Origin of the sequence: Streptomyces sp. ICC1, from assembly GCF_003287935.1 — a bacterium.
Classification (GTDB): Bacteria; Actinomycetota; Actinomycetes; order Streptomycetales; family Streptomycetaceae; genus Streptomyces; species Streptomyces tritrimontium.
Map to the genome: position 1 here is coordinate 1394600 of NZ_CP030287.1, position 23314 is coordinate 1417913.

At 71.6% G+C, this 23314-nt stretch carries 26 protein-coding genes and 1 pseudogene; 8 read left to right on the plus strand and 19 right to left on the minus strand.

The genetic code is table 11. The features are described 5' to 3' along the window. Window positions 1-103: 103 nt before the first annotated feature. From DRB96_RS06370 to DRB96_RS06380, 3 genes are all read right to left on the minus strand, one after another. Complete coding sequence (locus DRB96_RS06370; protein WP_239516913.1) at window positions 104-1957, minus strand: AMP-dependent synthetase/ligase; 1854 nt, start codon at window positions 1955-1957, stop codon at window positions 104-106. A 137-nt stretch (window positions 1958-2094) separates the two neighbouring features. Continuing rightward, window positions 2095-3033 carry a helix-turn-helix domain-containing protein gene (locus DRB96_RS06375; protein WP_239516538.1) on the minus strand — a complete coding sequence of 313 codons (939 nt, stop codon included), beginning with the start codon at window positions 3031-3033 and terminating at the stop codon, window positions 2095-2097. A gap of 342 nt (window positions 3034-3375) precedes the next feature. Next, window positions 3376-3789: an ATP-binding protein gene (locus tag DRB96_RS06380; protein ID WP_112447498.1), complete on the minus strand. Its 414-nt coding sequence runs from the start codon at window positions 3787-3789 to the stop codon at window positions 3376-3378. Window positions 3790-3947: 158 nt separating this feature from the next. On the opposite strand from DRB96_RS06380, the gene DRB96_RS06385 reads away from it, so the two are divergent. Then, window positions 3948-4805: a helix-turn-helix transcriptional regulator gene (locus DRB96_RS06385; protein ID WP_112447501.1), complete on the plus strand. Its 858-nt coding sequence runs from the start codon at window positions 3948-3950 to the stop codon at window positions 4803-4805. Further along, window positions 4802-4993, plus strand: coding sequence for a DUF397 domain-containing protein (locus tag DRB96_RS06390; RefSeq protein WP_112447503.1), 192 nt, complete (start codon window positions 4802-4804; stop codon window positions 4991-4993). The genes DRB96_RS06385 and DRB96_RS06390 overlap by 4 nt, the downstream gene beginning before the upstream one ends. A gap of 68 nt (window positions 4994-5061) precedes the next feature. Here DRB96_RS06390 and DRB96_RS06395 read toward each other — a convergent pair whose 3' ends face one another. The 5 genes from DRB96_RS06395 to DRB96_RS06415 form a co-directional block, all read right to left on the minus strand. Then, complete coding sequence (locus DRB96_RS06395) at window positions 5062-6408, minus strand: dicarboxylate/amino acid:cation symporter (protein WP_162688520.1); 1347 nt, start codon at window positions 6406-6408, stop codon at window positions 5062-5064. 404 nt (window positions 6409-6812) lie between these two features. Further along, window positions 6813-7124, minus strand: coding sequence for a DUF4229 domain-containing protein (locus tag DRB96_RS06400; protein WP_112447505.1), 312 nt, complete (start codon window positions 7122-7124; stop codon window positions 6813-6815). A gap of 120 nt (window positions 7125-7244) precedes the next feature. Next, window positions 7245-7778 (minus strand): GNAT family N-acetyltransferase, encoded by a 534-nt coding sequence (locus DRB96_RS06405; RefSeq protein WP_112447507.1) that lies wholly within the window; start codon window positions 7776-7778, stop codon window positions 7245-7247. A gap of 135 nt (window positions 7779-7913) precedes the next feature. Then, window positions 7914-9077 (minus strand): aminofutalosine synthase MqnE, encoded by a 1164-nt coding sequence (gene mqnE, locus DRB96_RS06410; protein WP_112447509.1) that lies wholly within the window; start codon window positions 9075-9077, stop codon window positions 7914-7916. 95 nt (window positions 9078-9172) lie between these two features. Then, window positions 9173-9628, minus strand: a complete 456-nt coding sequence (locus DRB96_RS06415; protein WP_112447511.1) for an Lrp/AsnC family transcriptional regulator — start codon at window positions 9626-9628, stop codon at window positions 9173-9175. A gap of 130 nt (window positions 9629-9758) precedes the next feature. On the opposite strand from DRB96_RS06415, the gene DRB96_RS45830 reads away from it, so the two are divergent. Next, entirely contained in the window at window positions 9759-9893 is a 135-nt protein-coding gene (locus DRB96_RS45830) for a hypothetical protein (protein WP_275431884.1), read from the plus strand. Here DRB96_RS45830 and DRB96_RS06420 read toward each other — a convergent pair. After that, a complete protein-coding gene (locus DRB96_RS06420) occupies window positions 9890-10573 on the minus strand; it encodes a UbiX family flavin prenyltransferase (RefSeq protein ID WP_112447513.1) in 684 nt (227 codons plus the stop codon). The genes DRB96_RS45830 and DRB96_RS06420 overlap by 4 nt on opposite strands. Window positions 10574-10713: 140 nt before the next feature. On the opposite strand from DRB96_RS06420, the gene DRB96_RS06425 reads away from it, so the two are divergent. Beyond that, window positions 10714-11319, plus strand: a complete 606-nt coding sequence (locus DRB96_RS06425; RefSeq protein ID WP_112453250.1) for a rhomboid family intramembrane serine protease — start codon at window positions 10714-10716, stop codon at window positions 11317-11319. Window positions 11320-11337: 18 nt separating this feature from the next. Here the strand turns inward: DRB96_RS06425 and mqnP are convergent, their stop codons facing one another. The 4 genes from mqnP to DRB96_RS06445 are packed head-to-tail and all read right to left on the minus strand — an operon-like array spanning window position 11338 to window position 14583. Then, window positions 11338-12261: a menaquinone biosynthesis prenyltransferase MqnP gene (gene mqnP / locus DRB96_RS06430; protein WP_112447514.1), complete on the minus strand. Its 924-nt coding sequence runs from the start codon at window positions 12259-12261 to the stop codon at window positions 11338-11340. Next, the gene (locus DRB96_RS06435) at window positions 12258-12659 is read right to left on the minus strand and encodes a hypothetical protein (RefSeq protein ID WP_112447517.1); all 402 of its coding nucleotides are present in this window, start codon (window positions 12657-12659) and stop codon (window positions 12258-12260) included. Before DRB96_RS06435 ends, mqnP begins: the two co-directional genes overlap by 4 nt. Beyond that, complete coding sequence (locus DRB96_RS06440) at window positions 12656-13129, minus strand: hypothetical protein (protein WP_112447518.1); 474 nt, start codon at window positions 13127-13129, stop codon at window positions 12656-12658. The genes DRB96_RS06435 and DRB96_RS06440 overlap by 4 nt, the downstream gene beginning before the upstream one ends. Further along, a complete protein-coding gene (locus DRB96_RS06445) occupies window positions 13126-14583 on the minus strand; it encodes a menaquinone biosynthesis decarboxylase (protein WP_112447520.1) in 1458 nt (485 codons plus the stop codon). The genes DRB96_RS06440 and DRB96_RS06445 overlap by 4 nt, the downstream gene beginning before the upstream one ends. A gap of 89 nt (window positions 14584-14672) precedes the next feature. Between DRB96_RS06445 and DRB96_RS06450 the strand changes: the two genes are divergently transcribed. Further along, window positions 14673-15068, plus strand: a complete 396-nt coding sequence (locus DRB96_RS06450) for a PLD nuclease N-terminal domain-containing protein (RefSeq protein WP_112447522.1) — start codon at window positions 14673-14675, stop codon at window positions 15066-15068. 3 nt (window positions 15069-15071) lie between these two features. Here the strand turns inward: DRB96_RS06450 and DRB96_RS06455 are convergent, their stop codons facing one another. Next, window positions 15072-15992 (minus strand): LysR family transcriptional regulator, encoded by a 921-nt coding sequence (locus DRB96_RS06455; protein WP_112447529.1) that lies wholly within the window; start codon window positions 15990-15992, stop codon window positions 15072-15074. Window positions 15993-16172: 180 nt separating this feature from the next. On the opposite strand from DRB96_RS06455, the gene DRB96_RS06460 reads away from it, so the two are divergent. After that, window positions 16173-17630 (plus strand): MFS transporter, encoded by a 1458-nt coding sequence (locus DRB96_RS06460; RefSeq protein WP_239516763.1) that lies wholly within the window; start codon window positions 16173-16175, stop codon window positions 17628-17630. Here the strand turns inward: DRB96_RS06460 and DRB96_RS44315 are convergent. After that, window positions 17631-17873, minus strand: a pseudogene (locus tag DRB96_RS44315) (cupin); the annotation flags it as partial. It lies immediately after the preceding gene. Between the two features lie 104 nt (window positions 17874-17977). Here DRB96_RS44315 and DRB96_RS06470 point away from each other — a divergent pair. Both DRB96_RS06470 and DRB96_RS06475 read left to right on the plus strand, forming a co-directional pair. Continuing rightward, window positions 17978-18463, plus strand: coding sequence for a MarR family transcriptional regulator (locus DRB96_RS06470; protein ID WP_112447535.1), 486 nt, complete (start codon window positions 17978-17980; stop codon window positions 18461-18463). 70 nt (window positions 18464-18533) lie between these two features. Further along, the gene (locus DRB96_RS06475) at window positions 18534-18815 is read left to right on the plus strand and encodes a hypothetical protein (RefSeq protein WP_112447537.1); all 282 of its coding nucleotides are present in this window, start codon (window positions 18534-18536) and stop codon (window positions 18813-18815) included. A 127-nt stretch (window positions 18816-18942) separates the two neighbouring features. Here the strand turns inward: DRB96_RS06475 and ccsB are convergent, their stop codons facing one another. From ccsB to DRB96_RS06495, 4 genes are read right to left on the minus strand one after another with little or no spacing between them, the layout of a single operon-like run. Then, complete coding sequence (gene ccsB, locus DRB96_RS06480) at window positions 18943-20055, minus strand: c-type cytochrome biogenesis protein CcsB (RefSeq protein ID WP_112447539.1); 1113 nt, start codon at window positions 20053-20055, stop codon at window positions 18943-18945. Then, the gene (locus DRB96_RS06485; RefSeq protein WP_112447541.1) at window positions 20055-21806 is read right to left on the minus strand and encodes a cytochrome c biogenesis protein ResB; all 1752 of its coding nucleotides are present in this window, start codon (window positions 21804-21806) and stop codon (window positions 20055-20057) included. The genes ccsB and DRB96_RS06485 overlap by 1 nt, the downstream gene beginning before the upstream one ends. A gap of 13 nt (window positions 21807-21819) precedes the next feature. After that, the gene (locus tag DRB96_RS06490; RefSeq protein ID WP_112447543.1) at window positions 21820-22605 is read right to left on the minus strand and encodes a cytochrome c biogenesis protein CcdA; all 786 of its coding nucleotides are present in this window, start codon (window positions 22603-22605) and stop codon (window positions 21820-21822) included. A 4-nt stretch (window positions 22606-22609) separates the two neighbouring features. Continuing rightward, window positions 22610-23248, minus strand: coding sequence for a TlpA disulfide reductase family protein (locus DRB96_RS06495; RefSeq protein ID WP_112447545.1), 639 nt, complete (start codon window positions 23246-23248; stop codon window positions 22610-22612). Window positions 23249-23314 lie beyond the last annotated feature (66 nt).

Below are 23314 nucleotides of genomic sequence, written 5' to 3' on the forward strand. Positions count from 1 at the left end.
CCTGACCCAAAGGTTTCGCATGGTGCGCAGCCCCCCGGGGCTAGAAGCCGTCGTGGCCCATGCCTACCGCCGGCCGGTGGTCGTTACACCACCGCACCCCGGGTCATCGTTTCTGCCGGTACAGCGCCTCGATCTCCCGCTCGTGGTCCCGGGCGATCACGCCCCGCCGGAGCTTCAGCGACGGCGTCAGGTGCCCCCGCTCCTCCGTGAAGTCGCCCGTCAGCACCGCGAACCGCCGGATCGACTCCGCCCTCGACACCAGCCGGTTCGCGTCGTCCACCGCCCGCTGGAGGTCCGCGCGCAGTTCCTCGTCCTCGACCAGCTCCCCGATCGGCACCCGCTGCTTCTTGCGCATCTGCCGCCAATGCTGCAGCCCCTCCGGCTCCAGGGTGATCAGCGCGGTCACGTACGGCCGGTTGTCCCCGACGACCATGCACTGGCCGACCAGCGGGTGCGCCCGCAGCCAGTCCTCCAGCGGGGCCGGGGCCACGTTCTTGCCTCCCGAGGTGATGATCAGGTCCTTCTTGCGCCCCGTGATCGTCAGGTATCCGTCGGCGTCGAGTTCGCCGATGTCCCCCGTGGCCAGCCACTGGCCGCCGCCCGCCGGCGGGCCGTTCCAGTACCCCGCGAACACGTGCGGCCCGCGCAACAGCACCTCGCCGTCGTCCGCGATCCGCACCGCCGTCCCCGGCAGCGGCCACCCCACCGTCCCCAGCCTCGGCCGCAGCGGCGGGGTGAGGGTCGCGGCCGCCGTCGTCTCCGTGAGCCCGTAGCCCTCGAAGACCTCGATGCCCGCGCCCGTGTAGAAGGCGGCGAGCCGCCGCCCGAGCGGGGAGCCGCCGCTCAGGATGTAGCGGACCCGTCCGCCCAGGGCCGCCCGGATGCGCCGGTAGACGAGCGGGTCGTACACCGCCCGCGCCACCCGCAGTCCCAGGCCCGGCTTCTTGCCCTCGACGACCTCGCCGAAGGCCCGCGCGATCTTGGCGGCCCGGTCGAAGGAGGAGGCGCGCCCCATCGTCTCGGCCGTCGCACGCGCGGTGTTGTAGACCTTCTCCAGGACGTACGGGATCGCCAGCAGGAAGGTCGGCCTGAAGCCGGCCAGGTCCGCGAGCAGGTCCTCGCTCCGGATGCTCGGCGCGTGCCCCAGCTTCACCCGCGCCCGCAGGCACCCGACGGCCACCATCCGCCCGAAGACGTGCGACAGCGGCAGGAAGAGCAGGGTCGAGGCCGGCTCCTTGCTGACCGACTTGAAGACGGGGTGCAGCAGCTCCACCGCATTGTCCACCTCGGCGAAGAAGTTGGCGTGCGTCAGCACGCACCCCTTGGGCTGCCCGGTGGTCCCGGAGGTGTAGATCAGGGTCGCGACCGACTCCGGGGCGCACCCGGCCAGCCGGTCGCGCACGACCTCGTCCGGCACGTGCCGGCCGGCCGTGACCAGCCGGGCGACCGCGCCGGTGTCGAACTCCCACAGGTGCCTCAGCCAGGGCAGGTTGCCGCGTTCCGCACTGATGATCCTGGCCTGCGCGGTGTCCTCCACCGCGCAGGCCACCGCACCCGAGTCCTGGATGATCCAGCGCGTCTGGATCGCGGAGGAGGTCGGGTAGACCGGGACGGTGACCAGCCCGGCCGCCCAGCCCGCGAAGTCCAGCAGCGTCCACTCGTACGTCGTCCTCGCCATGATGGCGAGCCGGTCGCCCGGCCGCAGCCCCTCGGCGATCAGCCCCTTCGCGACAGCGAGCACCTCGGCGGCGAACTCGGCCGCCGTGACGTCCCGCCAGGTGCCTTCGCGGTCCTTGCGGGCGAGGACGGGCTCGTGCGGGGCCTCGCGGGCGTTGTCGAAGGGGATGTCCCCGAGGGAGCCCCGCTGTGGGGGCGCCACCAGGGCGGGCACCCACACCTCGCGGACCCGTCCGTCGATCACGGTCTTGCCGGGCTCGACGGGCTTGGCGACCCTCACCGGGCTCGATTCGGCTGTCACGGCGTGCCTCCTCGGTCGGACGGAGCGTTACCGCCGGTAATCTACTTACGGGTAACTGCTCCTGGCCACCCCCCGGAGCCCCTTTTCACGGATGCTCCACGCGGCCTCCCCGGAACTCAGGCGACGGCTCGCACCTCGGCCGGCGGGGACGGGCAGGCGCGGCAGCGGCCGGGGGCCGGGGCGCGGAAGGCCCGGTCGCAGCCGTCGCAGTTCTGGAGCGGGTCCGGGCGCCGGCCGACCGCCCCGGCGGCCGCCACCCGGACCGGGACCGGGGGCAGGGGCGGCGGGAGCAGGGCCGCGAGCCGGTACGCGAGCACGGATGCCGCGTTGCGCAGGGGCTCGGGCAGACCGGCTGACAGCGCCCGCTCGATGAACTCGGGTTCCACCCCCCGTACCAGCCAGTCCGACACCCCGGGCGCGAGCCGCGTGACATCCCGCTCGGACAGCAGCAGCCGGGGGTCACGGCGCCGCAGTCCGGCCAGCAACGCGATGGCCTCCGGCGTGCCGGCCTCCGGCTCCGGGGCGGGGGCCGACTCCGGCTCGGACGCCGGGGCCGGCTCCGGCCCTGGCGTAGGGGCCGACCACGACTCGGGTGCGGGCCCGACGACCGGCTCGGGTGCGGGCCCGACGACCGGCTCGGGTGCGGCCGCCTCCGACTCGGGTACGGGCTCCACGACCGGCTCGGGCTCGGGCTCCGGCTCCCCCACGGGATCCGGTACGGGCTCCCCGTCCGGCGCTACGGGCTCCCCGTCCGGCAGCGGAGGCCGGGACGGCCGGGACGGGGGCGGGCCGCCCAGGGCCGCACCGGGCTTGTTGTACGAGTACGTCCGCGTCACCACGCGGCCACCCTCCAGCCGCTCGCGGCGCCGTTCCAGGTAGCCGTGCCGTTCCAGCTCCCGCAGGGCGGACCCGAGCCGGATCTCCCCCTCCGGGAACCGCTCGGCGAGCGCCTTCACGCCGACGGGCGCACCGTCGGGCAGCGACTGGATGTGCGCCGCGACCCCGATCGCCGTCGCCGACAGCTCGCGGTGCTGGAGGAGGTGATTGCCGATCACGGTGTAGTGAGTCGCGTGCCACGTGTTGACGTGGATGACACCGGATCGGGGGGTCCCGGGCCGAACTCGGGACGATGCGCGCGAGGGCGCGCTAGGCTGCTCAAGAGCCATGGGGAAGGTCTACGCTTCCTGCTTGGTCAGGCCCTCGACCGGGATTGCACTCCCGCCGGGGGCCGTCTCATGTCTGCTGTTGTCGTCGGGGCGAGCATATGCCCGGCAACCGGTCTGGAATCCAGCCGAGTTGGCATAGTTCACCCGACCGAGCGACGAGGCCCGCGAGCGGGCTGGACGCGGGCCGGTTGGGTTGGGTCGGTTGGTTTTTTCCCCCGGTTCTTTGGGTCTTTATGCGTCCGGCGCCACCGGATCGCGGAGACCCGCGGCCCGGGTGTCGAGGCGGACCTCCGCCCACACCACCTTGAGCGGAACCGGCCCTTCCCTCACCCCCCACCGCTCCGCGAGCGCCTCGACCACCACGAGCCCGCGCCCCGCGTCGCGGATCTCCGGGATCCGGTCGCTCCGCGCGTCCGCCACCTCGATGAGCAGCCTGCCGGGGGTGACGGTGAGAGCCAGCCGGAAGTCCCGCCCCGGGACCCGCCCGTGGGTCACGGCATTCGCACCGAGCTCGGCGACGATCTGCGCGGGGCCGTCCAGAGGAAGCCCCCAGGAGCGGAGTTGTTCGACGGCGAGCATGCGGCCCAGCCGGGCGCCGCGCGGGGTGGCGGACAGCTGGACGTGGAAGTCGACGAGTTGAGTCATCACGTCACTCAGCGTGTCCGTCCGTGCGTAGCGTGAGAAGCCGCACCGCTCGTACGTCCCGGGTTTGTCCGGCGCTTGTCCAGCCCTGTCCGGGCTGTCCGGCACCACCCGACGGGTACGGGGCGCTGAGAACATCGGCTCGTCGGAAGTGGGCACGCATGAGCGTGGACAGTGACGGTACGGAAGACGCGGGCTGGGACGTCGATCCCGAGGACGAACAGGGCGTGGCGGTACTGGCCGCGCTCGGCCGCCAGCTCAAGACCTGGCGCGAGCAGGCGGGCATCCGTGCCGCCGACCTCGGCACGGCGATCGGCTACGGAGAGGACCAGGTCCGCAAGGTCGAGGCGGGCAAACGGATCCCGCGCCCGGAGTACCTGGACAAGGCGGACGAGGCGCTGCGGGCGGGCGGGAAGATCGCCGCGATGAAGGCGGACATGGAGACGGTCCGCTACCCGAAGAAGGTGCGGGACCTGAAGAAGTTGGAGGCGCGGGCCGTCGAGATCAACACCTACAACAACCACAACATCAACGGGCTCCTCCAAACCGAGGAGTACGCGTCGGCGCTCTTCGGGATGCGACGCCCCGCCTACCCGCCGGACGAGCTGGACCGGAACCTGGCCGCACGAATGGCACGCCGGTCGGTCTTCGATCGCTCCCCGGCTCCCACACTCAGCTTCATCCAGGAAGAGGTGACTCTCCGCCGCAGGATCGGGGGCACAATGGTCCTGCGGCGACAGCTCCAACGTCTGCTGGAGGTATGCCAATTGCAGCAGGTCGAGTTGCAGGTGATGCCGACCGACCGTGAGGACCACGCCGGGATGGGCGGCCTCATCGAGCTCCTCAAGTTCGATGACGGCTCGGGCGTCGGGCGCTCCGAAGGTGCCTTCCACGGACGCCCGGTTTCCGACCCGAGGAAGCTCCGAATCCTTGAGCTGCGCTATGGCATCATCCGAGCTCAGGCGCTTACGCCCCAAGAGTCACGGACTTTCATCGAGCAACTGCTGGGAGAAACATGATCCACCACCCTGAGCTGGACTGGTTCAAGAGCAGCTACAGCAGCAGCAGCGAGGGCGACGACTGCGTCGAGGTGGCCACCACCCCCGCCACCGTCCACGTCCGCGACTCCAAGGACATCCGCCAGCCCCACCTCGCCTTCGCGCCGAGCGCATGGGCCGGGTTCGTGGAGCACGCAGCCGGCCGCTGACACGGGCAACGCAACAGCCCCCGCCCGGACGGGGGCGGGGGCTGCGGCGAGTGTGCGGCGGGGCGGGGTCAGGCCGAGACGAGGACCTTCTCCTCGGCAGGGGTCTCCGCCGGGGCCGGCTCGTCCAGCGGGGAGGAGGAGGCGGTCGCGTAGGCGACCTTGTCCAGGATTCCCTCGCGGGCCGCGACGATCACCGGGACCAGAGCCTGCCCGGCCACGTTCGTGGCCGTCCTCATCATGTCCAGGATCGGGTCGATCGCCATCAGCAGGCCCACGCCCTCCAGCGGGAGGCCCAGCGTGGAGAGGGTCAGGGTCAGCATGACCGTGGCGCCCGTCAGACCGGCCGTGGCGGCCGAGCCGACGACGGAGACGAAGGCGATGAGCAGGTAGTCGGTGATGCCGAGCTGCACGTCGAAGATCTGCGCGATGAAGATCGCGGCGAGCGCCGGGTAGATCGCGGCGCAGCCGTCCATCTTCGTCGTCGCGCCGAACGGGACGGCGAAGGAGGCGTACTCCTTCGGGACGCCGAGGCGCTCGGTGACCTTCTGGGTGAGCGGCATGGTGCCGACCGACGAGCGGGAGACGAAGGCCAGCTGGATGGCCGGCCAGGCGCCCTTGAAGAACTGGAGCGGGTTGACCTTGGCGACGGTCCAGAGCAGCAGCGGGTAGACGCCGAACATCACGAGCGCGGAGCCGACGTACACGTCGATGGTGAAGGTCGCGTACTTGCCGAGCAGGTCCCAGCCGTACGTGGCGATCGCGGTGCCGATGAGGCCGACGGTGCCGAGCGGGGCGAGGCGGATGACCCACCACAGGGCCTTCTGGAGCAGCTCCAGCACGGACTCGGCGAGGTTCAGCACCGGCTGCGCCTTGCTGCCGAGCTGGAGGGCGGCGATGCCGGCGACGGCGGCGAGGAAGACGATCTGCAGGACGTTCAGCTCGGTGAACGGCGTGATGATGTCCTTCGGCACGATGCCGGTCAGGAAGTCCAGCCAGGACCCGTGGCGCTTCGGCAGCTTGCCGTCCTGCGGGGTGAGGCCGGTGCCGGAGCCCGGGTTGGTCAGCAGGCCGATGCCGAGGCCGATGCCCACCGCGATCAGCGACGTGATCATGAACCAGAGCAGCGTGCGCGAGGCGAGCCGCGCGGCGTTGTTCACCTTCCGCAGGTTGGTGATCGACACCAGGATGGCGAAGAAGACGAGCGGGGCGACGGCCAGCTTCAGCAGCTGGACGAAGATGTCGCCGATCTGCTCGAGGGTGGTGCCGAGCCAGCTGATCTCCTGGCTGCGGGAGAGCCAGCCGAGGAGCACACCGAGCACGAGGCCGGTGACTATCTGGGCCCAGAAGGGGAACTTGAACGAGGGCTTCGCCTTGGCGGGGGCCTGGGCGGCAGGGCTCTGCGGTGACGCGGACACGGACACTCTCCGGGTGGTTCTGCGGTTCTGCGGTGGGGTGGTGGTGCGGTGCGGCAGCACCCGGAAAAGAAGAGCCGGGCGGGCGGGACCGCTGCTGTGCCAGGGCTGGTCGCGGGACTCAGCGACAACAGCAACAGGCCGCGGACGCGCGGCGGCAGAGGTCGACGTGCAAGCGCGCCACGAGCGGAACGCTCGTGGTCATCCGGGGCGCGGCTGCGGTCAACATGTTGAACACGCTAACACTTCTCCTTTGGGAATCCCAAAGGAGAACTTTGGGTCGAGGCGGCGGCCCCGGAAACGCCGAAAGCCCCGGCACCACGGGCGGTTGACCCGGTGCTGGGGCGATTCGATGCGTTTCGGCGCGCTTGGGGATGTGATGCACCCCACGCGGGGCGGCCGCGCCGCTACTGGCCGGCGCGCGCGGCGTCGTCGACGCCGTCCTCCTGGTTGCGGTTCGCGGCGAGCTTCTGCTTCGCACCCGCGACGCGTCCGGAGATGGTCGCGGACATCTCGTCGCGCTGCTTGCGCAGCAGGACGAAGGAGAGCGGGGCGGAGAGCACGAGGGCGAGCAGCACGACCCAGGCGAAGTTGGCGTCGCCGAGGCCCGAGGGCACCCAGCGCAGCCGGACCAGGACGGCGACGAGGACGAGGCACCCGACGAAGATCCCCAGTCGCATCGCGGTGTATCGGATCGTCGCGCTCGGCTTGAGGGACACGGTGACCCCTGCTCTCTTCTCGTCCGTTCGCCGCTCGTACGTCGGCTCGTGCCCGTCCAGTGAAGCACGTCCGCCCCGGGCTCCGGCCCCTCGGGGTCGCGCCCCCGGCAGCCGCGCAGGTCAGTGCAGCGGCAGGAGGAGGGTGATGTCGTCGCGGTCGTCGCCGGGGGCCACCCGGATGGCGTCGGGGACCCGGCCGACCTCCTTGTAGCCGCAGGCCGCGTAGAAGTGCTCCAGTCCGTGGCCGCCGCGGCAGCCCAGGCGCAGGGCGTCGATGCCGGGGAGGGAGCGGGCGGCGGCCTCGACCGCGGCCATCAGCTCCCGGCCGCGGCCCGCGCCTTGGTGCCGGGGGTGGACCATCACCGTGTATACCCACAGCCAATGCCGCTGGAGGTGGTGGGCGTTGTGGGAGAGGAAGGCCGTGGCGGCGACCCGGCCCTCCCCGTCGTGGCCGACGAGCAGGCGCATCTCGCCGGTCGCCACCTTCGCGAGCTGCCCCGCCAGCGCGGGACGGATGTCGCCGGCGGTGACGGGCGGCACGAAGCCCACCGCCCCGCCGGCGTTGGTGACGTCCGTCCACAGCTCCAGGATCCCGTCGCTGAGGGCGGGGTCGACGGCGGCGGCGCTCGGTTCGAAGGTGTAAGTAATGGGCACTCTTGAAGATTAACCATTACGCACGGGGTGCGCAAAAGAGGCCCGCCCGGACCCGGGTACGGCGCCGCCCCGGCCCCCGCCACGAGGGCGGGAACCGGGGCGGCGCTGCGGAGCGGAGCCGGGGGCGGGCCGGGGTCAGACCCGCATCGCCTGCGGGGTCTCGCGCAGGCCCGCGTCCGGGCCGGGGTACTCGCGGATGATCTCGTAGCGCGTGTTGCGCTCGACCGGGCGGAAGCCCGCGTCGCGGATCAGCTCCAGCAGGTCCTCGCGGCCCAGCTTGTTCGGGGTGCCGTAGTTGTCCGCATCGTGCGTGATCTTGTACTCGACGACCGAGCCGTCCATGTCGTCCGCGCCGTGCTGCAGCGCCAGCTGGGCGGTCTGCACGCCGTGCATGACCCAGAAGACCTTCACGTGCGGCACGTTGTCGAAGAGGAGCCGGGAGACCGCGAAGGTCTTCAGCGCCTCGGCGCCCGTCGCCATCGTCGTGCGCGCCTGGAGCTTGTTGCGGACCTTGCCGTCCTTCATGTCCACGAAGTCGTGCTGGTAGCGCAGCGGGATGAAGACCTGGAAGCCGCCGGTCTCGTCCTGCAGCTCGCGCAGCCGGAGCACGTGGTCCACGCGGTGGCGCGGCTCCTCGATGTGCCCGTAGAGCATGGTCGACGGGGTCTTGAGGCCCTTCGAGTGCGCGAGGCGGTGGATGCGCGACCAGTCTTCCCAGTGGGTGCGGTGGTCCACGATGTGCTGGCGGACCTCCCAGTCGAAGATCTCCGCGCCGCCGCCGGTGAGGGACTCCAGGCCGGCTTCGATCAGCTCGTCCAGGATGTCGGAGGCCGACATGCCGGAGATCGTCTCGAAGTGGTGGATCTCGGTGGCGGTGAACGCCTTCAGCGAGACGTTCGGCAGCGCCTTCTTCAGCTCGGAGAGCGAGCGCGGGTAGTACCGCCACGGCAGGCTGGGGTGCAGGCCGTTGACGATGTGCAGCTCGGTGAGGTTCTCGTTCTCCATGGCCTTGGCCAGGCGCACGGCCTCCTCGATGCGCATCGTGTACGCGTCCTTCTCCCCCGGCTTGCGCTGGAAGGAGCAGTAGGCGCACGACGCGGTGCACACGTTCGTCATGTTGAGGTGACGGTTGACGTTGAAGTGGACGACGTCGCCGTTCTTGCGCGTGCGCACCTCGTGGGCGAGGCCGCCGAGCCAGGCCAGGTCATCCGACCCGTAGAGGGCGATGCCGTCCTCACGGGTCAGCCGCTCGCCGGAGCGAACCTTGTCCTCCAGCTCACGCTTGAGCCCAGCGTCCATGCCCGGTCCTCTCCTCTGTCCTCATGTGTGCGCGCGTCCCGCGGGCACCCGCGTCCCCTTGGTGCAGGCGCCCCGCGACCGTCCCAACCGTACTCTCAGGCTTCCTCGGGCAGACCCCCGACCCGGTTCTCCCACTTGGTGGAGAGCACGATCGTGGTGCGCGTGCGCGAGCAGCCCTTGGTGCCCGAGAGCCTGCGGATGATCTTCTCCAGCCCGTCCACGTCGTTGGCGCGCACCTTCAGCATGAAGGAATCGTCGCCGGCGATGAACCAGCAGTCCTCGATCTCCGAGAGGTCGCGCAGCCGGCGGGCCACGTCCTCGTGGTCCGCGGCGTCGGAGAGGGAGATGCCGATCAGCGCCGTGACGCCGAGGCCGAGCGAGGCCGCGTCGACGGTCGCGCGGTAGCCGGTGATGACTCCGGCCGTCTCCAGCCGGTTGATCCGGTCGGTGACGCTGGGGCCGGAGAGGCCCACGAGCCGGCCCAGCTCCGCGTACGAGGCACGTCCGTTCTCACGAAGTGCCTGGATGAGCTGCCTGTCCACCGCGTCCATATACCTGGAGCCTTCCATTATTCGGCGATCCCTCAAGTTTACGTATAGAATCAAAGGCACACAGGGTCGACACCCTGTGAATCTTTCAACAGATCAACGATGATCTGACAATCTTCAGGAGTGGTTCACCGTGTACACGATCGAGATGGCCTACGCGCACATGCGACAGCTCCAGGAGCTGGCCAACCGATCCCGCACCGACCAGCCCGCCGCCGCACACCGCGTCGACAAGACCCGCAAGCCGGGGCGCGCCAAGAAGCGCTAGCCACCGCTCGCCTCCCGGGGACGGGAGCCTCCGAGCTCCCCCTCCCACCGGCGGTACAGCCCGTGCGGCACCCCTGCCGCGTCGAGCACCCGCCCCGCGACGAAATCCACCAGATCCTGGATGTGCGTCGCACCCGCGTAGAACGCCGGAGAGGCGGGCAGCACCACTGCGCCCGCCTCGTCCAGCGCCACCAGCTGCTTCAGCGTCTGCCCGCTCAGCGGGGTCTCCCGTACCGCGACCACCAGCCGGCGCCGTTCCTTGAGCGTCACGCTCGCCACCCGCTGGAGCAGGTCCTTCGACAGCCCGAGCGCCACGCCGGCCACACAGGCGGTGGAGGCGGGCACGATCAGCATCCCCTTGACCGGGTACGAGCCGCTGCTCGGCCCGGCCGCCAGGTCGCCGGCGCCCCAGTGGCGGACCCCGCCCAGCTCCGGCCGCGCATACGCGGCGGGCTTGCCGTCGGCCCCCCGCTGCAGCCACTCCGCCAGGTCGTCGCGCCAGTGCGCGTCGCGGAAGGCGATCCCCGTCTCGTCCAGCAGCGTCAGCCTCGATGCCCGGCTCACCACCAGGTCCACGCTCTCGCCCGCCGCCAGCAGCCCGCGGATCACCGCCGCCGCGTACGGCGTCCCGGACGCCCCGGAAACCCCGACCACCCACGGGGTGCGCTTGCCCTCAGTCATACCTCCGAGACTATCCGGCCACCGCTCATGGGCACTGGCTAAGGTGTCCGCACGTTCAAGGGGTGGACACGGCAGAGCGGGGCGGAGACGGCATGAGCGGGATCGGGAGCGCCGGCGGGCACGGGGCGAGCGGCGGCGGGATGCGCGGGAGCGGGGTGAGCGCGGGCCGGTGGAGCCGGACGGGCCGGGCCGCCGCGGCGGCGAAGCTGATGCTGGGCTGGGTGGCCCTGCTGTGGCTGATCGAGGTGTACGACCACGCCACGGGCCACTCGCTCGACGCGTACGGGATCACCGCGCGGGAGGCCGAGGGCCTGACCGCGATACCCCTGGCGCCGTTCCTGCACTTCGGCTTCGACCACGTGGCGTCCAACACCGTCCCGCTGCTGGTGCTCGGCTTCGTGACCGCGCTGAGCGGGATCGGCCGCTTCCTGGCCGTCTGCGCGGCCATCACCGTCGCCGACGGGTTCGCGGTCTGGCTGATGTCCCCGTCGCACAGCATCACGGTGGGCGCCTCGGGCCTGATCTTCGGCCTCTTCGGCTACCTGCTGGTCCGCGGCTTCGTGGAGCGCAACCCGCTGGGCATCGCGGTCGCCGCGGTCATCGCGGCGGTCTGGGGCACGACCTTCCTGGCCGGAGCCCTCCCGACGGACTCCATGGTCAGCTGGCAGGCCCACCTCTTCGGCCTCCTGGCGGGCGCGGCCACGGCCCTGCTGGCCCGGCCCCGGCCCGAGGTGGCGGCGGTCTAGTGCTGTGCTGCGACCGGGTTACAGCGACAGGCCCCGGACCACCAGGTCGAGCAGGGCGCAGACGAACAGGGCCATGCCGATGAAGCCGTTCACCGTGAAGAAGGCGCGGTTCAGGCGGGACAGGTCGTGCGGCGTGACGATGCTGTGCTCGTAGAGGAAGGCCGCCACGACGACCAGCAGGCCGAACCAGAACAGCGGGCCGGCGTCCGTCGCGACGGCGTACCAGGCCAGCAGGGCCGTGGTCACGACGTGCGCGCCGCGGGCGCCCCACAGGGCGGCCGGGATGCCGAAGCGGGCCGGGACGGACTTGACGCCCTCGGCGCGGTCGGCGGCCACGTCCTGGCAGGCGAAGATCAGGTCGAAGCCGCCGATCCACACGCCCACCGCGAGCCCGAGGATCACCGCGTCCCACGACCACTCGCCGGTGACCGCGAGCCAGGCCCCGATCGGCCCGATGGCCTGGGCGAGGCCGAGGATGGCGTGCGGGAAGTTCGTGAACCGCTTCCCGTACGGGTAGAGCACCATCGGGACGACGGCGACCGGCGCCAGCATCAGACAGAGCGGGTTCAGCAGCGCCGCGGACGCGAGGAAGACGACGAGCGCGAGCCCGGCCCCGGTCCACGCGGACCGCACGGACACGGCGCCGGTGACCAGCTCCCGCCCGGCGGTGCGCGGGTTGCGGGCGTCGATCTCCCGGTCGATGATCCGGTTCGCGGCCATGGCGAAGGTCCGCAGCCCCACCATGCAGACGGTGACGAGCAGCAGCTCGCCCCAGTGCATCCGCCCGTCGAGCGTGAACATGGCGGTGAGCGCGGCGGTGTAGGCGAAGGGCAGCGCGAAGACCGAGTGCTCGATCATCACGAGCCGCAGGAAGGCCTTGACCTTGCCGGCGGCCTGAGGCGCGGGACCGGAGCCGAGTACGTCCTCAGCGGCGGATGTCATACGAGGTCCCTCCGGAAAGCTTCGAGGTCGGCCCGCAGCCCGTCGAACGGGACCGGCCCGATCTCCATGTCGAGGTGATTGGTCGTGTCGTGCCCGAGCGGGGTGAGCCGGGCCACGAACGCGAGGTCGCCGTCGCCCGCGGGTATCGCGGCCAGCCGCAGCGGGTTCGCGCGGCTCTCGCTGACCTCGTCCCAGAAGGCCTCGGGTTCGGCGGCGCGAAGGCGGGCCAGCAGGCGCTCCGCGAAGGCGGTGACCTCCTCGGCCTCCACGTACGCCTCGAAGTCTGCGGTGAGCTCACCGCCCCAGTCGGCCGTGACGCGCCAGCCGTCGCCCGCCCGCTCGGGAGCCGTCAGCGCGACCCAGACCTCGTCACTGCCGATCCGGAGTCTCGGGGTCACGCAAGGCTCCGGCGGAAGTCTTCGAGGTCGGCGAGGAGCTCCGCCGCGGGGAGTGCGCCGAGGTCCAGGGTCTGGGGGGCGGCGCCGTCCTCGTGGCCCTCCGGCGGGGTGACCAGGGCGGAGAGCAGCCAGGCGTCGCCGGACGGGCGGGCGTCCAGGCGCAGGAAGTTGCCGGCCTCGGCGGTGAAGGGCTCGGCCGCCGCCAGGGCCTGCTGGAGCTGCTGCGCGAAGTCGTCCGCCTCGATGTCCCGCGCGCCGGGCAGCTCGAAGCCGCCGCCCTCGCCGTCCTCGTCGAGCATCAGCGCCCAGACGTTGCCGGGGCCCGCGAACTCCTCGGGGGAGACGCCCGCCTCCTCGGCGGCCAGCCGGACGCCGGGGTCCGCGGGGTCGAGCTCCGGGCGCACCAGGGCCACGTAGACCGTGTCGGTGCCGATGAAGAGGGCGGGCCCGCCCATCTCGATCTCGCTCACAGTCCGTATTCCTTCCAGCGCTGGTCCACCAGGGCGGCCGTGGCCGGGTCGGACTCGACCATGTCGGGCCAGCCGCCGTCCCGGGTGTAGCCCTCCGTCGGCAGCTTCTTCGTCGCGTCGATGCCCGCCTTGCCGCCCCAGAACTGCTGGTACGAGGCGTGGTCCAGGTGGTCGACCGGGCCCTCCACGACGGTGAGGTCGCGGGAGTAGTCGGTGTTGCCGAGCGCCCGCCACGAGACCTCGTGGAGGTCGTGGACGTCGCAGTCCTTGTCCACCACGATGATCAGCTTGGTCAGCGACATCATGTGCGCGCCCCAGATGGCGTGCATGACCTTCTGCGCGTGCTTCGGGTACTTCTTGTCGATCGAGACGATCGCGCAGTTGTGGAAGCCGCCCGACTCGGGGAGGTGGTAGTCCACGATGTCCGGGACGATGATCTTGAGGAGCGGCAGGAAGAAACGCTCCGTCGCACGCCCCAGCGGCCCGTCCTCCGTGGGCGGCCGGCCGACCACGATCGACTGGATCAGCGGACGCTTGCGCATCGTCACGCAGTCGATCGTCAGCGCGGGGAACGGCTCCTGCGGGGTGTAGAAGCCGGTGTGGTCGCCGAAGGGCCCCTCCGGCAGCGTCTCCCCCGGCTCCAGCCAGCCCTCGATGACGACCTCGGCGTGGGCCGGGACCTGGAGCGGGACCGTCTTGCAGTCCACCATCTCGATCCGCTTGCCCGCCACGAACCCGGCGAAGAGGTACTCGTCGATGTCGCCCGGCAGCGGCGCGGTCGACGCGTACGTCACGGCCGGCGGGCAGCCGAAGGCGATCGCGACCGGCAGCCGCTCGCCCCGCGCCGCGGCGACGGCGTAGTGGTTGCGGCTGTCCTTGTGGATCTGCCAGTGCATGCCGATGGTGCGCTTGTCGTGGCGCTGGAGGCGGTACAGGCCGAGGTTGCGCACGCCCGTCTCGGGGTGCTTGGTGTGCGTCAGGCCGAGGTTGAAGAAGGACCCGCCGTCCTTGGGCCAGGTGAAGAGGGCCGGCAGCTGGTCGAGGTCCACGTCGTCGCCGGTGAGGACGACCTCCTGGACGGGCGCGGAGTCGCCCTTCACTTTCTTCGGCGGCACGTGCACCATCGAGCCGAGCTTGCCGAAGGCCTCGCGGACGCCGATGAAGCCCTGCGGCAGCTCCGGCTTCAGCAGGCCGCCGATCTTCTCGCTGATCTCGGCGTACGACTTGAGCCCGAGGGCCTTGAGCAGCCGCCGGTCGGTCCCGAAGACGTTCATGGCCAGCGGCATCGCCGAGCCCTTGACGTTCTCGAAGAGCAGCGCGGGTCCGCCCGCCTTGTTCACTCTGTCGACGATCTCCCCGACCTCTAGGTACGGGTCGACTTCGGCCTTGATGCGCTTGAGGTCGCCCTCTCGCTCCAGAGCCCGGAGCAGCGAGCGGAGATCGTCGTAAGCCATAGGGTTCAGTATCGGTCACCGGCTACGCTGGGCGTATCACCGGGGCCGTCGAATCGAGCCCCGCCATTGCTTCCAGGGGGCTGTTCCGCATGATCCGGGCGCTGATGTTCATCCTGCCGCTGGCGCTGACGATCTACGCGTTCATCGACTGCCTCAACACCCCCGAGGACGAGGCCAAGCACCTGCCCAAGGTCGTCTGGGTCATCATCATCCTGCTCTTCTGGATCGTCGGCCCGATCGTCTGGTTCGCCGCGGGCAAGGTGCGCCGCGCCCCGGCCGGCGGCCGTACGCCCTCCGAGTGGCACCGCAACCACCGCCACGAGTGGGTCGCCCCCGACGACAACCCGGAGTTCCTCACGTCCCTCCGCGAGGAGAACAAGAAGGACGAGGGCGTCCTCAAGGGCTGGGAGGCGGACCTGCGCCGCCGCGAGGAAGAACTGAAGCGGCGCGAGCAGGACACGGACAAGGACAAGGGCACCAGCTGAGTCCTACGCGGCCCCGCCCGGCGGCGCCGGGCGGCGCACCGCCGCCCGCTGCACCGCCTGCGCGAAGGCCCGTACGGGGGCGGTGAGGTCGGCCGCGCGCCAGACGAGGCCGAAGGCGGCGGGCTCCGCGTCCGCCACGGGGACGTAGGCGACGCCGGGGCGGGCGTGGTAGGTCGCGGTGTGGGCCGAGGTCAGCAGGGCGCCCTCGTCGGCCGCGACCAGCATCAGCGCCTCCTGCAGGTTCGTCACCTCCGGGCCGCGCCGGATCGGCCGCCCGCCCGGGGTGCGCGCCGGAGCGTGGTGTTCGCGCAGGTACGCGGGCAGGTCCCCGGCGACGGACAGCAGCGCGACCCCTGCCAGCTCCTCCCGCGTCACGGAGTCCCGCGCGGCCAGCGGATGCCCGGCGGCCACGGCCAGCACCCGCTCCTCGGTGAACAGCGCCGGCCCCTCCCCCAGATCTGCCTCGCGCACCGGGAACTCGGCGAGCGCGAGGTCGAAGCCGCCGCCGCGCAGCTGCCCGTACGGGTCGGAGAGCGGCACCTCGCACACCTCGACGGCGATGCCCGGGTGCGTGGTGCGCAGGGCCCGCGCGGCGCGCAGGACGAGCTCTCCCGCGGGCGGGGTGGTGAAGCCGACGTGCAGCACCCCGTCAGCGGCGCGGGCGGTCGCCGCGGCCCGGTCCAGGGCGGCGGCGATGCCGCGGTGGTGGGGTTCCAGATCGGCGTGCAGCTGCGCGCCGAGGGCGGTGAGGGCGACGCTGCGGCTGGTGCGCAGGAACAGCCGGGCGCCGACGCGCCGTTCGAGGCGCTGCACGAGCTGGCTGACGCGGGCCCTGGAGAGCAGCATGCGCTCGGCGGTGCGGCCGAAGTGCAGTTCCTCGGCCAGGATCAGGAAGCAGTCCAGCTCGTCGCGATCGGTAAGCATGGCTGAACGAACGTTGAGTTCTTCGGCGTTGTTCCCCGGCGGGCGGCGGGCGAGGGTGGTTGAGCCGGCAACTTCCTGCTCCTTCCCTCCTCCGTCCTGCGAGGTCCGTCCATGCGTACCGACCGAGATTCCGCCCGAGGTTCGGCCCGAGACTCCGCCCGGGATTCCGCCCCGAACTCCATCCGGGGGCGCCGGCTCGGCGTCCTGCTCGTCCTGTGCGGCGCGATCTTCCTCGAAGGCATCGACGTCGCGATGCTGAACGTCGCCCTGCCCTCGATCCGCGCCGACCTCGGCCTGGAGACGGGCACGCTCCAGTGGGTGATGAGCGCCTACGTGCTCGGCTACGGCGGCTTCATGCTGCTCGGCGGCCGCGCGGCCGACCTCTTCGGGCGCCGCCGGATGTTCGTCGGCTGGCTGACGGTCTTCCTGCTCTTCTCCGGGCTCGGCGGGCTCGCCACCGAGGGCTGGCAGCTGATCGCCGCGCGCTTCGTGACCGGGGTCGCCGCCGCGTTCATGACCCCGGCGGGCCTGTCGATCATCACCACCGGCTTCGACGAGGGGCCGCAGCGGGAACGGGCGCTGCTCGTGTACTCGGGCACGGCGGCCGGCGGGTTCTCCGTCGGGCTGGTCGCGGGCGGGCTGCTCACGTCCTTCGGGTGGCGGTGGGTGTTCTTCGCTCCCGTCGTGCTGGCCGCGCTGGTCCTGGCGGGCGCGCTGGCCTTCGTACCGAAGCCCGAGCACTCCAAGCGGCCCGCGCGGGCGGACCGGGGCCGGATCGACGTGTGGGGCGGGGTGCTCGTCACCGCGGGCGTCGTCCTGCTCGTCCTCGGCATCGAGGAGGCTTCGGTGCCCGCGGCGGTCGCGGGGCTGGCGCTGCTCGGGGCGTTCGTCCTCGTCGAGCGGCGCGCTGCCGAGCCGCTGGTCCGGCTCGGGATCCTGCGCTCCCCGGGTCTGCTGCGGGCCAACGCGGTGGCGCTGCTGTTCTCGGCCGCGTTCTTCGGCTTCCAGTTCCTGGTGGTGCTCTACCTCCAGGAACTGCGGGGCTGGTCCACCCTGCAGACCAGTTTCGCGATGCTGGTGATCGGCGTCGACGCGGTGCTGTCGCCGACCGTGGTCCCCCGGCTCGTCGGGCGGTACGGGAACGGCCGGCTGATCTTCGGCGGCTTGCTGCTGGCGGCGCTGGCGTACGGGCTGTTCCTGCCGCTGGGCGCGGACTGGACGTACCTGGCGATGCTGCCGGGCCTGGTCCTGCTGGGGCTGGCGTTCGCGCTGGTCTACGGGCCGCTGACGATCGTCGCGACCGAGGGGGTCGAGGAGTCGGAGCAGGGGCTGGCGGGCGGGCTGCTGTACACGGCGTTCCAGTTCGGCGCGGCGCTCGGGCTGGCCGGCGTGACGGGGGTGGCGGCGGGCGCCGCCGACCCCCTGGACGGCTACCGGGCGGCGCTGCTCGTCCCCTTCGCGGCGGTGCTGGTGGCGGCGGCGGTCTCCCTGCCGGGGCTCCGGCGGGGCTCACACCGCCCACGGCAGGGGGCGGGTGCCCTCGGTGCCGGGGACGGAGACGAGGCCGTCGGCGCGCATGACGACGTGGACCTCGGTGTCCGCGAGGGCGTGGACGTGGCGCAGGACGTCCGGGGGTAGGACGGCGGCCTGGCCCGCGGCGACCTTCTCGGTCCGGCCGCCACAGGTGATCTCCAGTGCGCCGGCGGTGACCGTCCACACCTGTTCGCGGCTGAGGGAGTGCTCGGGGCCGGTGATCCCGGCGGGGATGGCGGCGTGCCAGGTACTCAGCTCGCTGCTTCCCCGGCTGGGGGAGGCGAAGCCGGTCATGGTGGCGTTCGGGGTGGTGATGACGTGCTCGGGGGCCGTGGTGATCACGTGCATGGCGGGTCCTTCGCTTCCTCGGGTCCGGCGGGTCCAGCCGGTAAGTCAAGCTGCTTTACTCATTCGAGTAAAGCAGCTTGACCTACCTGTGTCACCATGTTTCCGTGACCGACCAACAAAGCGACGAGGGCGGCGACGGCGGCACCGAGCTGGTCTTCCTCCTCGGCCTCGGCTTCCAGCTGCTGCTCGGCGAGTTCACCCGCCGCCTCGGGGAGGCCGGCCACGCCGACGGCCTGCGCCCGCTGCACGGCATGGTCTTCCAGGCCCTGGGAGGCCGGGGTGCCACCGCGACCGAGCTCGCCGAGCGGCTCGGGGTGACCAAGCAGGCCGCCGGGCAGATCGTCGACGACCTGGAGCGGCGCGGATACGTCCGGCGCGAGCCGCACCCCGGGGGCGGCCGCCGCAAGCTGGTCGTGCTGACCGACGCGGCCAACGCCCACCTCCACGCAGCCGGTCGGGTCCTGCACGAGCTGGAGGCCGAGCTCGGCCGCGACAGCGTCGACCTCGCCGCCCTGCGCGCCGAGCTGGGCCGACTGGTCGGCGCCCTGAACGGCGACGGACCGCTGCCGGCGCTGCGCCCCGTCTGGTGACGCCCCGCCACGGCCCGCACCACCGGCACGGCCGGAGTGGCCGGAGTGGCCGATGGGGCTGCCGTGACCGATGAGGCCTGCGCGGCTGTTACGACCGACGCCACAATTCGTCGGCACCTGGCGCTGCGTCGAGGGCACCGAGGTCGTCTTCCGCGCCGACGGGACCGCCTCCGTCACCCTGCTGGACGGCCAGGAGCGCGACTACGACAGCGGCTGGCGCGTCTCCGGCCCCGCCACCTGGACGCTGCCGGCGGCCCAGCCCGCCGGCTGGAACGAGCGGCGGGGCCTGGAGCTGTACTTCTACGGGGACCCGGGGGCGCGCAGCCCGTACGTGCTGGAGCGCGACCCCTGACCGCCGGGGGTCGAGAGGGCCCGAGGACCCGCCGGCCGGGCCCCGGGAACGCCGAAGGGGCCGGGCCGCCTTCCGGCCGGCCCGGCCCCTTCGCCCCGCCCCGCGGTGTGCGGTGTGCGGTGTGCGGTCAGACTCCCGCGTAGGAGTGCTTGCCGCTCAGCAGGATGTTGACGCCGTAGTAGTTCCAGATCCAGCAGGCGAAGGCGAAGAGCGCGAGGTACGCGGCCTTGCGGCCCTTCCAGCCGGCGGTGGCGCGGGCGTGCAGGTAGCAGGCGTAGGCGACCCAGGTCACGAAGGACCAGACCTCCTTGGGGTCCCAGCCCCAGTAGCGGCCCCACGCGTCGCCGGCCCAGATCGCGCCCGCGATGATCGTGAAGGTCCACAGCGGGAAGACGGCCGCGTTGATGCGGTAGGAGAACTTGTCGAGCGAGGCCGCCGACGGGAAGCGCTCCCAGACCGAGGTGGCGAACCTGCCCGGCTTGTCGCCGCGCGCGAGCTTCGCCTCGTAGGAGTCGCGGAAGAGGTACATGACCGCGCCGGCCGCGCCGATGTAGAAGACCGCGCCGCAGAAGATCGCGGTGGAGACGTGGATCCACAGCCAGTACGAGTGCAGGGCCGGGACCAGCTGGTCGCTGTCGGTGTAGAGCACGGTGGTGGCGATGCCCAGGTCCAGCAGGACCGTGGTGACCAGGAACAGGCCGAGCCAGCGGACGTTCTTCTTCAGCGCGAGGAGCGCCAGGTACGCACCGACGGCCACCGTGGAGAAGGTGATCGAGAACTCGTACATGTTGCCCCAGGGGGCCCGCTGCACCGACATGGCGCGGGCCACGACCCCGCCCGCCGCGAGGAGGAAGCCCAGGGCGGTCAGCGAGACCGCGATCCGCCCGTACAGGTCGCCCTGGACGGTGCCGCCGGCGGCGCCGGGGCCGTCCGGGACGTCGCGGGTGCCGGCGGCGCTGCGCGTGACGACCTTCGGCTTGTCGAGGACGGCGGTGCCCCCGGTTTCACCGGCTCCACCGGAGCTTCGCGCCCCCTTCTGCCGCACCTGCACGGCGGGGGCGTCGGCCGACGCCCCGGACGAGGTGAGCGCGGCGGCCGTACGGGCCACCTTGCTGCGGCTGCCGAAGATCCACTCGGTGATGTGGGCGAAGAAGGCGAGCGTGTAGACCGCCATCGACGCGTAGATCAGGTTGTTGCTGAGGTGAGCCAGACTCTCGTTGGCTGCGGCCGCGAGCTGCATCAGGCGCGCTCCCCTTCGACTTCGTCTTGGGCAGGTGGGGTGGGGGCCGGCGCCGCCGTGGGCGCCTGCTGGTGGAGCGCGCCGGCCAGCGCCGACAGCTCCTCGGGCAGCTTGGCGGACTCGCTGCGGCCGAGGCCCGCCATCTCGACGACGGTGACGCCGTCCTTCCCGGCGACCGCCCGGATCCAGATCCGGCGGCGCTGGATGAACAGGGAGCCGGCGAGGCCCGCGATGGCCGCGATCGCGCCCGCGAGCGCGAGGCCGCTGCCCGGCTGGTGGGTGACCGAGAAGGTCGCCCAGCGTTCGATGCCCTCGAACTTCACGGTGCCCTGGCCGCCGGGCAGCTCCATGCTCTCGCCGGGGAGCATCCGCTTCGCGAACGGCGTGCCGTCCTCGGTCTTGAACTGCTCCATCTTCCTGGTGTCCAGCTGGTACACGTTCTGCGGCAGGCCCGAGTCGACTCCGAGGCTGCCGTGCCACGCGTTGAGCGCGAGCGCCGGGAAGTCCAGCTCCGGGAACTGCGAGAACATCGTGCCCTGGCCGGCTCCCGCGAAGGTGGGCACGAAGACCGCGGTGAAGCCGAGCTGCGTGGCCTTCCCGTCCTTGTCCTTGTAGCCGTCGGTGACCTTGACCGCGCCGGCGGAGGTGAGGTTGCCGTCCTGCGGCAGCATCGGCACCGCGTCCTTGTAGATCACCTTGCCGGTGGAGTCGGTCACCGAGATGACCGGCGCGTAGCCGTGGCCGAGCAGGTAGACCTTGGAGCCGTCCACCTCCATCGGCTTGTTGACCTGGATCTCGCGCTTCTCCGGCTTGCCGTGCGCGCCGTCGGTGAAGGTGACGTACGCCTTGAAGTCGCGCGGGGTGCCCTTCTGCGGGCCGGTGCGCTCGTACGTGGCGTCGAACTTGTCCAGCGTGAAGGAGAAGGGGGGCAGGTCGTCGGGGTCGAAGAAGCCGCCCGACTTGAAGTCGTCGTACTGGGTGAGCGTGTTCGAGAAGCCCTTGCCGCGCAGGACGAGCTTGCCGCCCTCGGACTTGAAGTTCTGGCCCCAGGCGAAGGCGATCAGCATCACGATCAGCGCGACGTGGAAGCTCAGGTTGCCGGCCTCGCGCAGGTAGCCCTTCTCCGCGGAGACCGAGCCCTCGCCCGCCTCCGTGCGGAAGCGGCGGCGCCCGAGCAGGTCACGGCCGCGGGAGAGCACCTCGTCCGGGGACCTGTCGGTGCGCCACGTCGTGTACGCGGGCATCCGGTCCAGCCGCCTGGGGGCGGCCGGCGGGCGGCCGGTGAGCTGGCCGACGAACTGCCAGGTGCGGGGCAGGATGCAGCCGATCAGCGAGATGAACAGCAGCAGGTAGATCGCGGAGAACCACACCGAGCTGTAGACGTCGAAGAGCTGGAGCCTCTCCGCGAGGGTCACCCAGGAGGCGTGCTCCTTCTTCCAGGCGGCGACCTTCATCAGGTCGACCTGGTTCTGCGGGACCAGCGAGCCCGGGATGGACGCCAGGGACAGCAAGAAGAGCAGGAGCAGCGCCACCCGCATGGAGGTGAGCTGCCGCCAGAACCAGCGGGCCCAGCCGAGCACGCCGATGCCCACGGGGCCGCCGGGGGCGTCCTCCAGGGGGGCGGTGGACAGCTGTGCGCCGGCGGCCGCCTCGGCGGTGGCTTCGGCACTGGCCGTCGCCTCGGCCTCGGTTGTGGCCCCGGCCGCGGAATCGTTCGGCGCCTCGGAGGGCGCCTTGTCGGTCGTACTCATGTCCGTGTAGTCCTCAGATCCCCACCGTGAAGCCTTGGGTCCAGCTCTGCATGTCGCTGACGATGCTGCTCCACAATCCTGTGACGAGCAGCAGACCGGTCACGATCAGCATGCCGCCGCCGATGCGCATCACCCACGCGTAGTGCTCCTTCACCCAGCCGAACGCGCCGAGCGCCTTGCGGAAGGCGAGGGCCGTGGCGATGAAGGGCAGCCCCAGTCCCACACAGAAGACCACGGTCAGCAGCGCGCCGCGGCCCGCGGTCGCCTGGTCGATGGACAGGGTGCCGACGGCGGCGAGGGTCGGGCCCATGCAGGGGGTCCAGCCGAGGCCGAAGAGCACGCCGAGCACGGGCGCGCCGACGAGGCCGACCGCGGGCTTCTTGTGGAAGCGGAACTCGCGCATCGTCAGGCCGGGGATCGCCCCCATGAAGAACAGGCCGAGCAGGATCACCAGGCCGCCCAGCACCCGGGAGATGACTTCCTTGTGCGCGTCGAGGGTCTGCCCGAAGTAGCCGAACAGCGCGCCCGTCGAGACGAACACGGCGGTGAAGCCGAGGACGAACAGGCTCGCGCCGGCGAGCATCCGGCCGCGCCGGGCCTCGGCGAGGTCGGCTCCGCCGACGCCGGTCACGTAGGAGAGGTAGCCGGGGACGAGCGGCAGCACGCAGGGGGAGAAGAAGGAGACCAGCCCGGCGAACAGCGAGATCGGCAGGGCCAGCAGCAGGGCGCCGTTGAGGACGGTCGTGTTCACGCCGGTCGACTCGGCGGCCAGGACGGCCTCGGAGAGTGCGGTGACCACGAGGTCACTGCTCCGCGAGGACGGGGTCGATCATCGAGCGCAGCTTCTCGGCGTTGACCGCCGCCAGCGTGCGGGCGGCGATCTTGCCGTCCTTGTCGAGGATGATCGTGGACGGGATGGCCTTCGGGTTGAGCGAGCCCTCGGGGAAGCGGAGCATCAGCTTGCCGATCGGGTCGAAGAGGCTCGGGTAGGTGATCCCGTAGGTCTCTTCGAAGGCGGCGGCGTTCTCCTTGGTGTTGTCCCGGGTGTTGATGCCGACGAAGGCGACGGGCTGCCCGGCGGCCTCCAGTTCCTTGGAGACCTGCGCGAAGTACGGGGCCTCCCCCCGGCACGGCGGGCACCAGGAGCCCCAGACGTTGAGGACGACGACCTTGCCCTTGAGCTCGGTGGTGTCCAGCGTCTTGCCGTCGACGGTCTCGCCGTCGAGCTTGGGTGCCTCGATGCGGTCGGCCTTGGCCGCGGTGGAGATGCCGTTGGAGCCCGTCACGTAGTTGCCGCCGGCGGAGCCGGCGGACTTGGCCCCGCCCGCATCGCACGCCGCGAGGGTCAGGGTGCCCGCGAGGGCCGCCGCGGTCAGCAGGATGGCGCGGCCACCGGTCGAGCGGCGGCTTCTTCGACTGACACGCGCGCGGCTAAGGCTCATGTGAAAAGTTTCGCATGAGCGATTTGCGGATCTTGCGCGCCCCCCGAGGCCGTGCTGAGCCGCTGG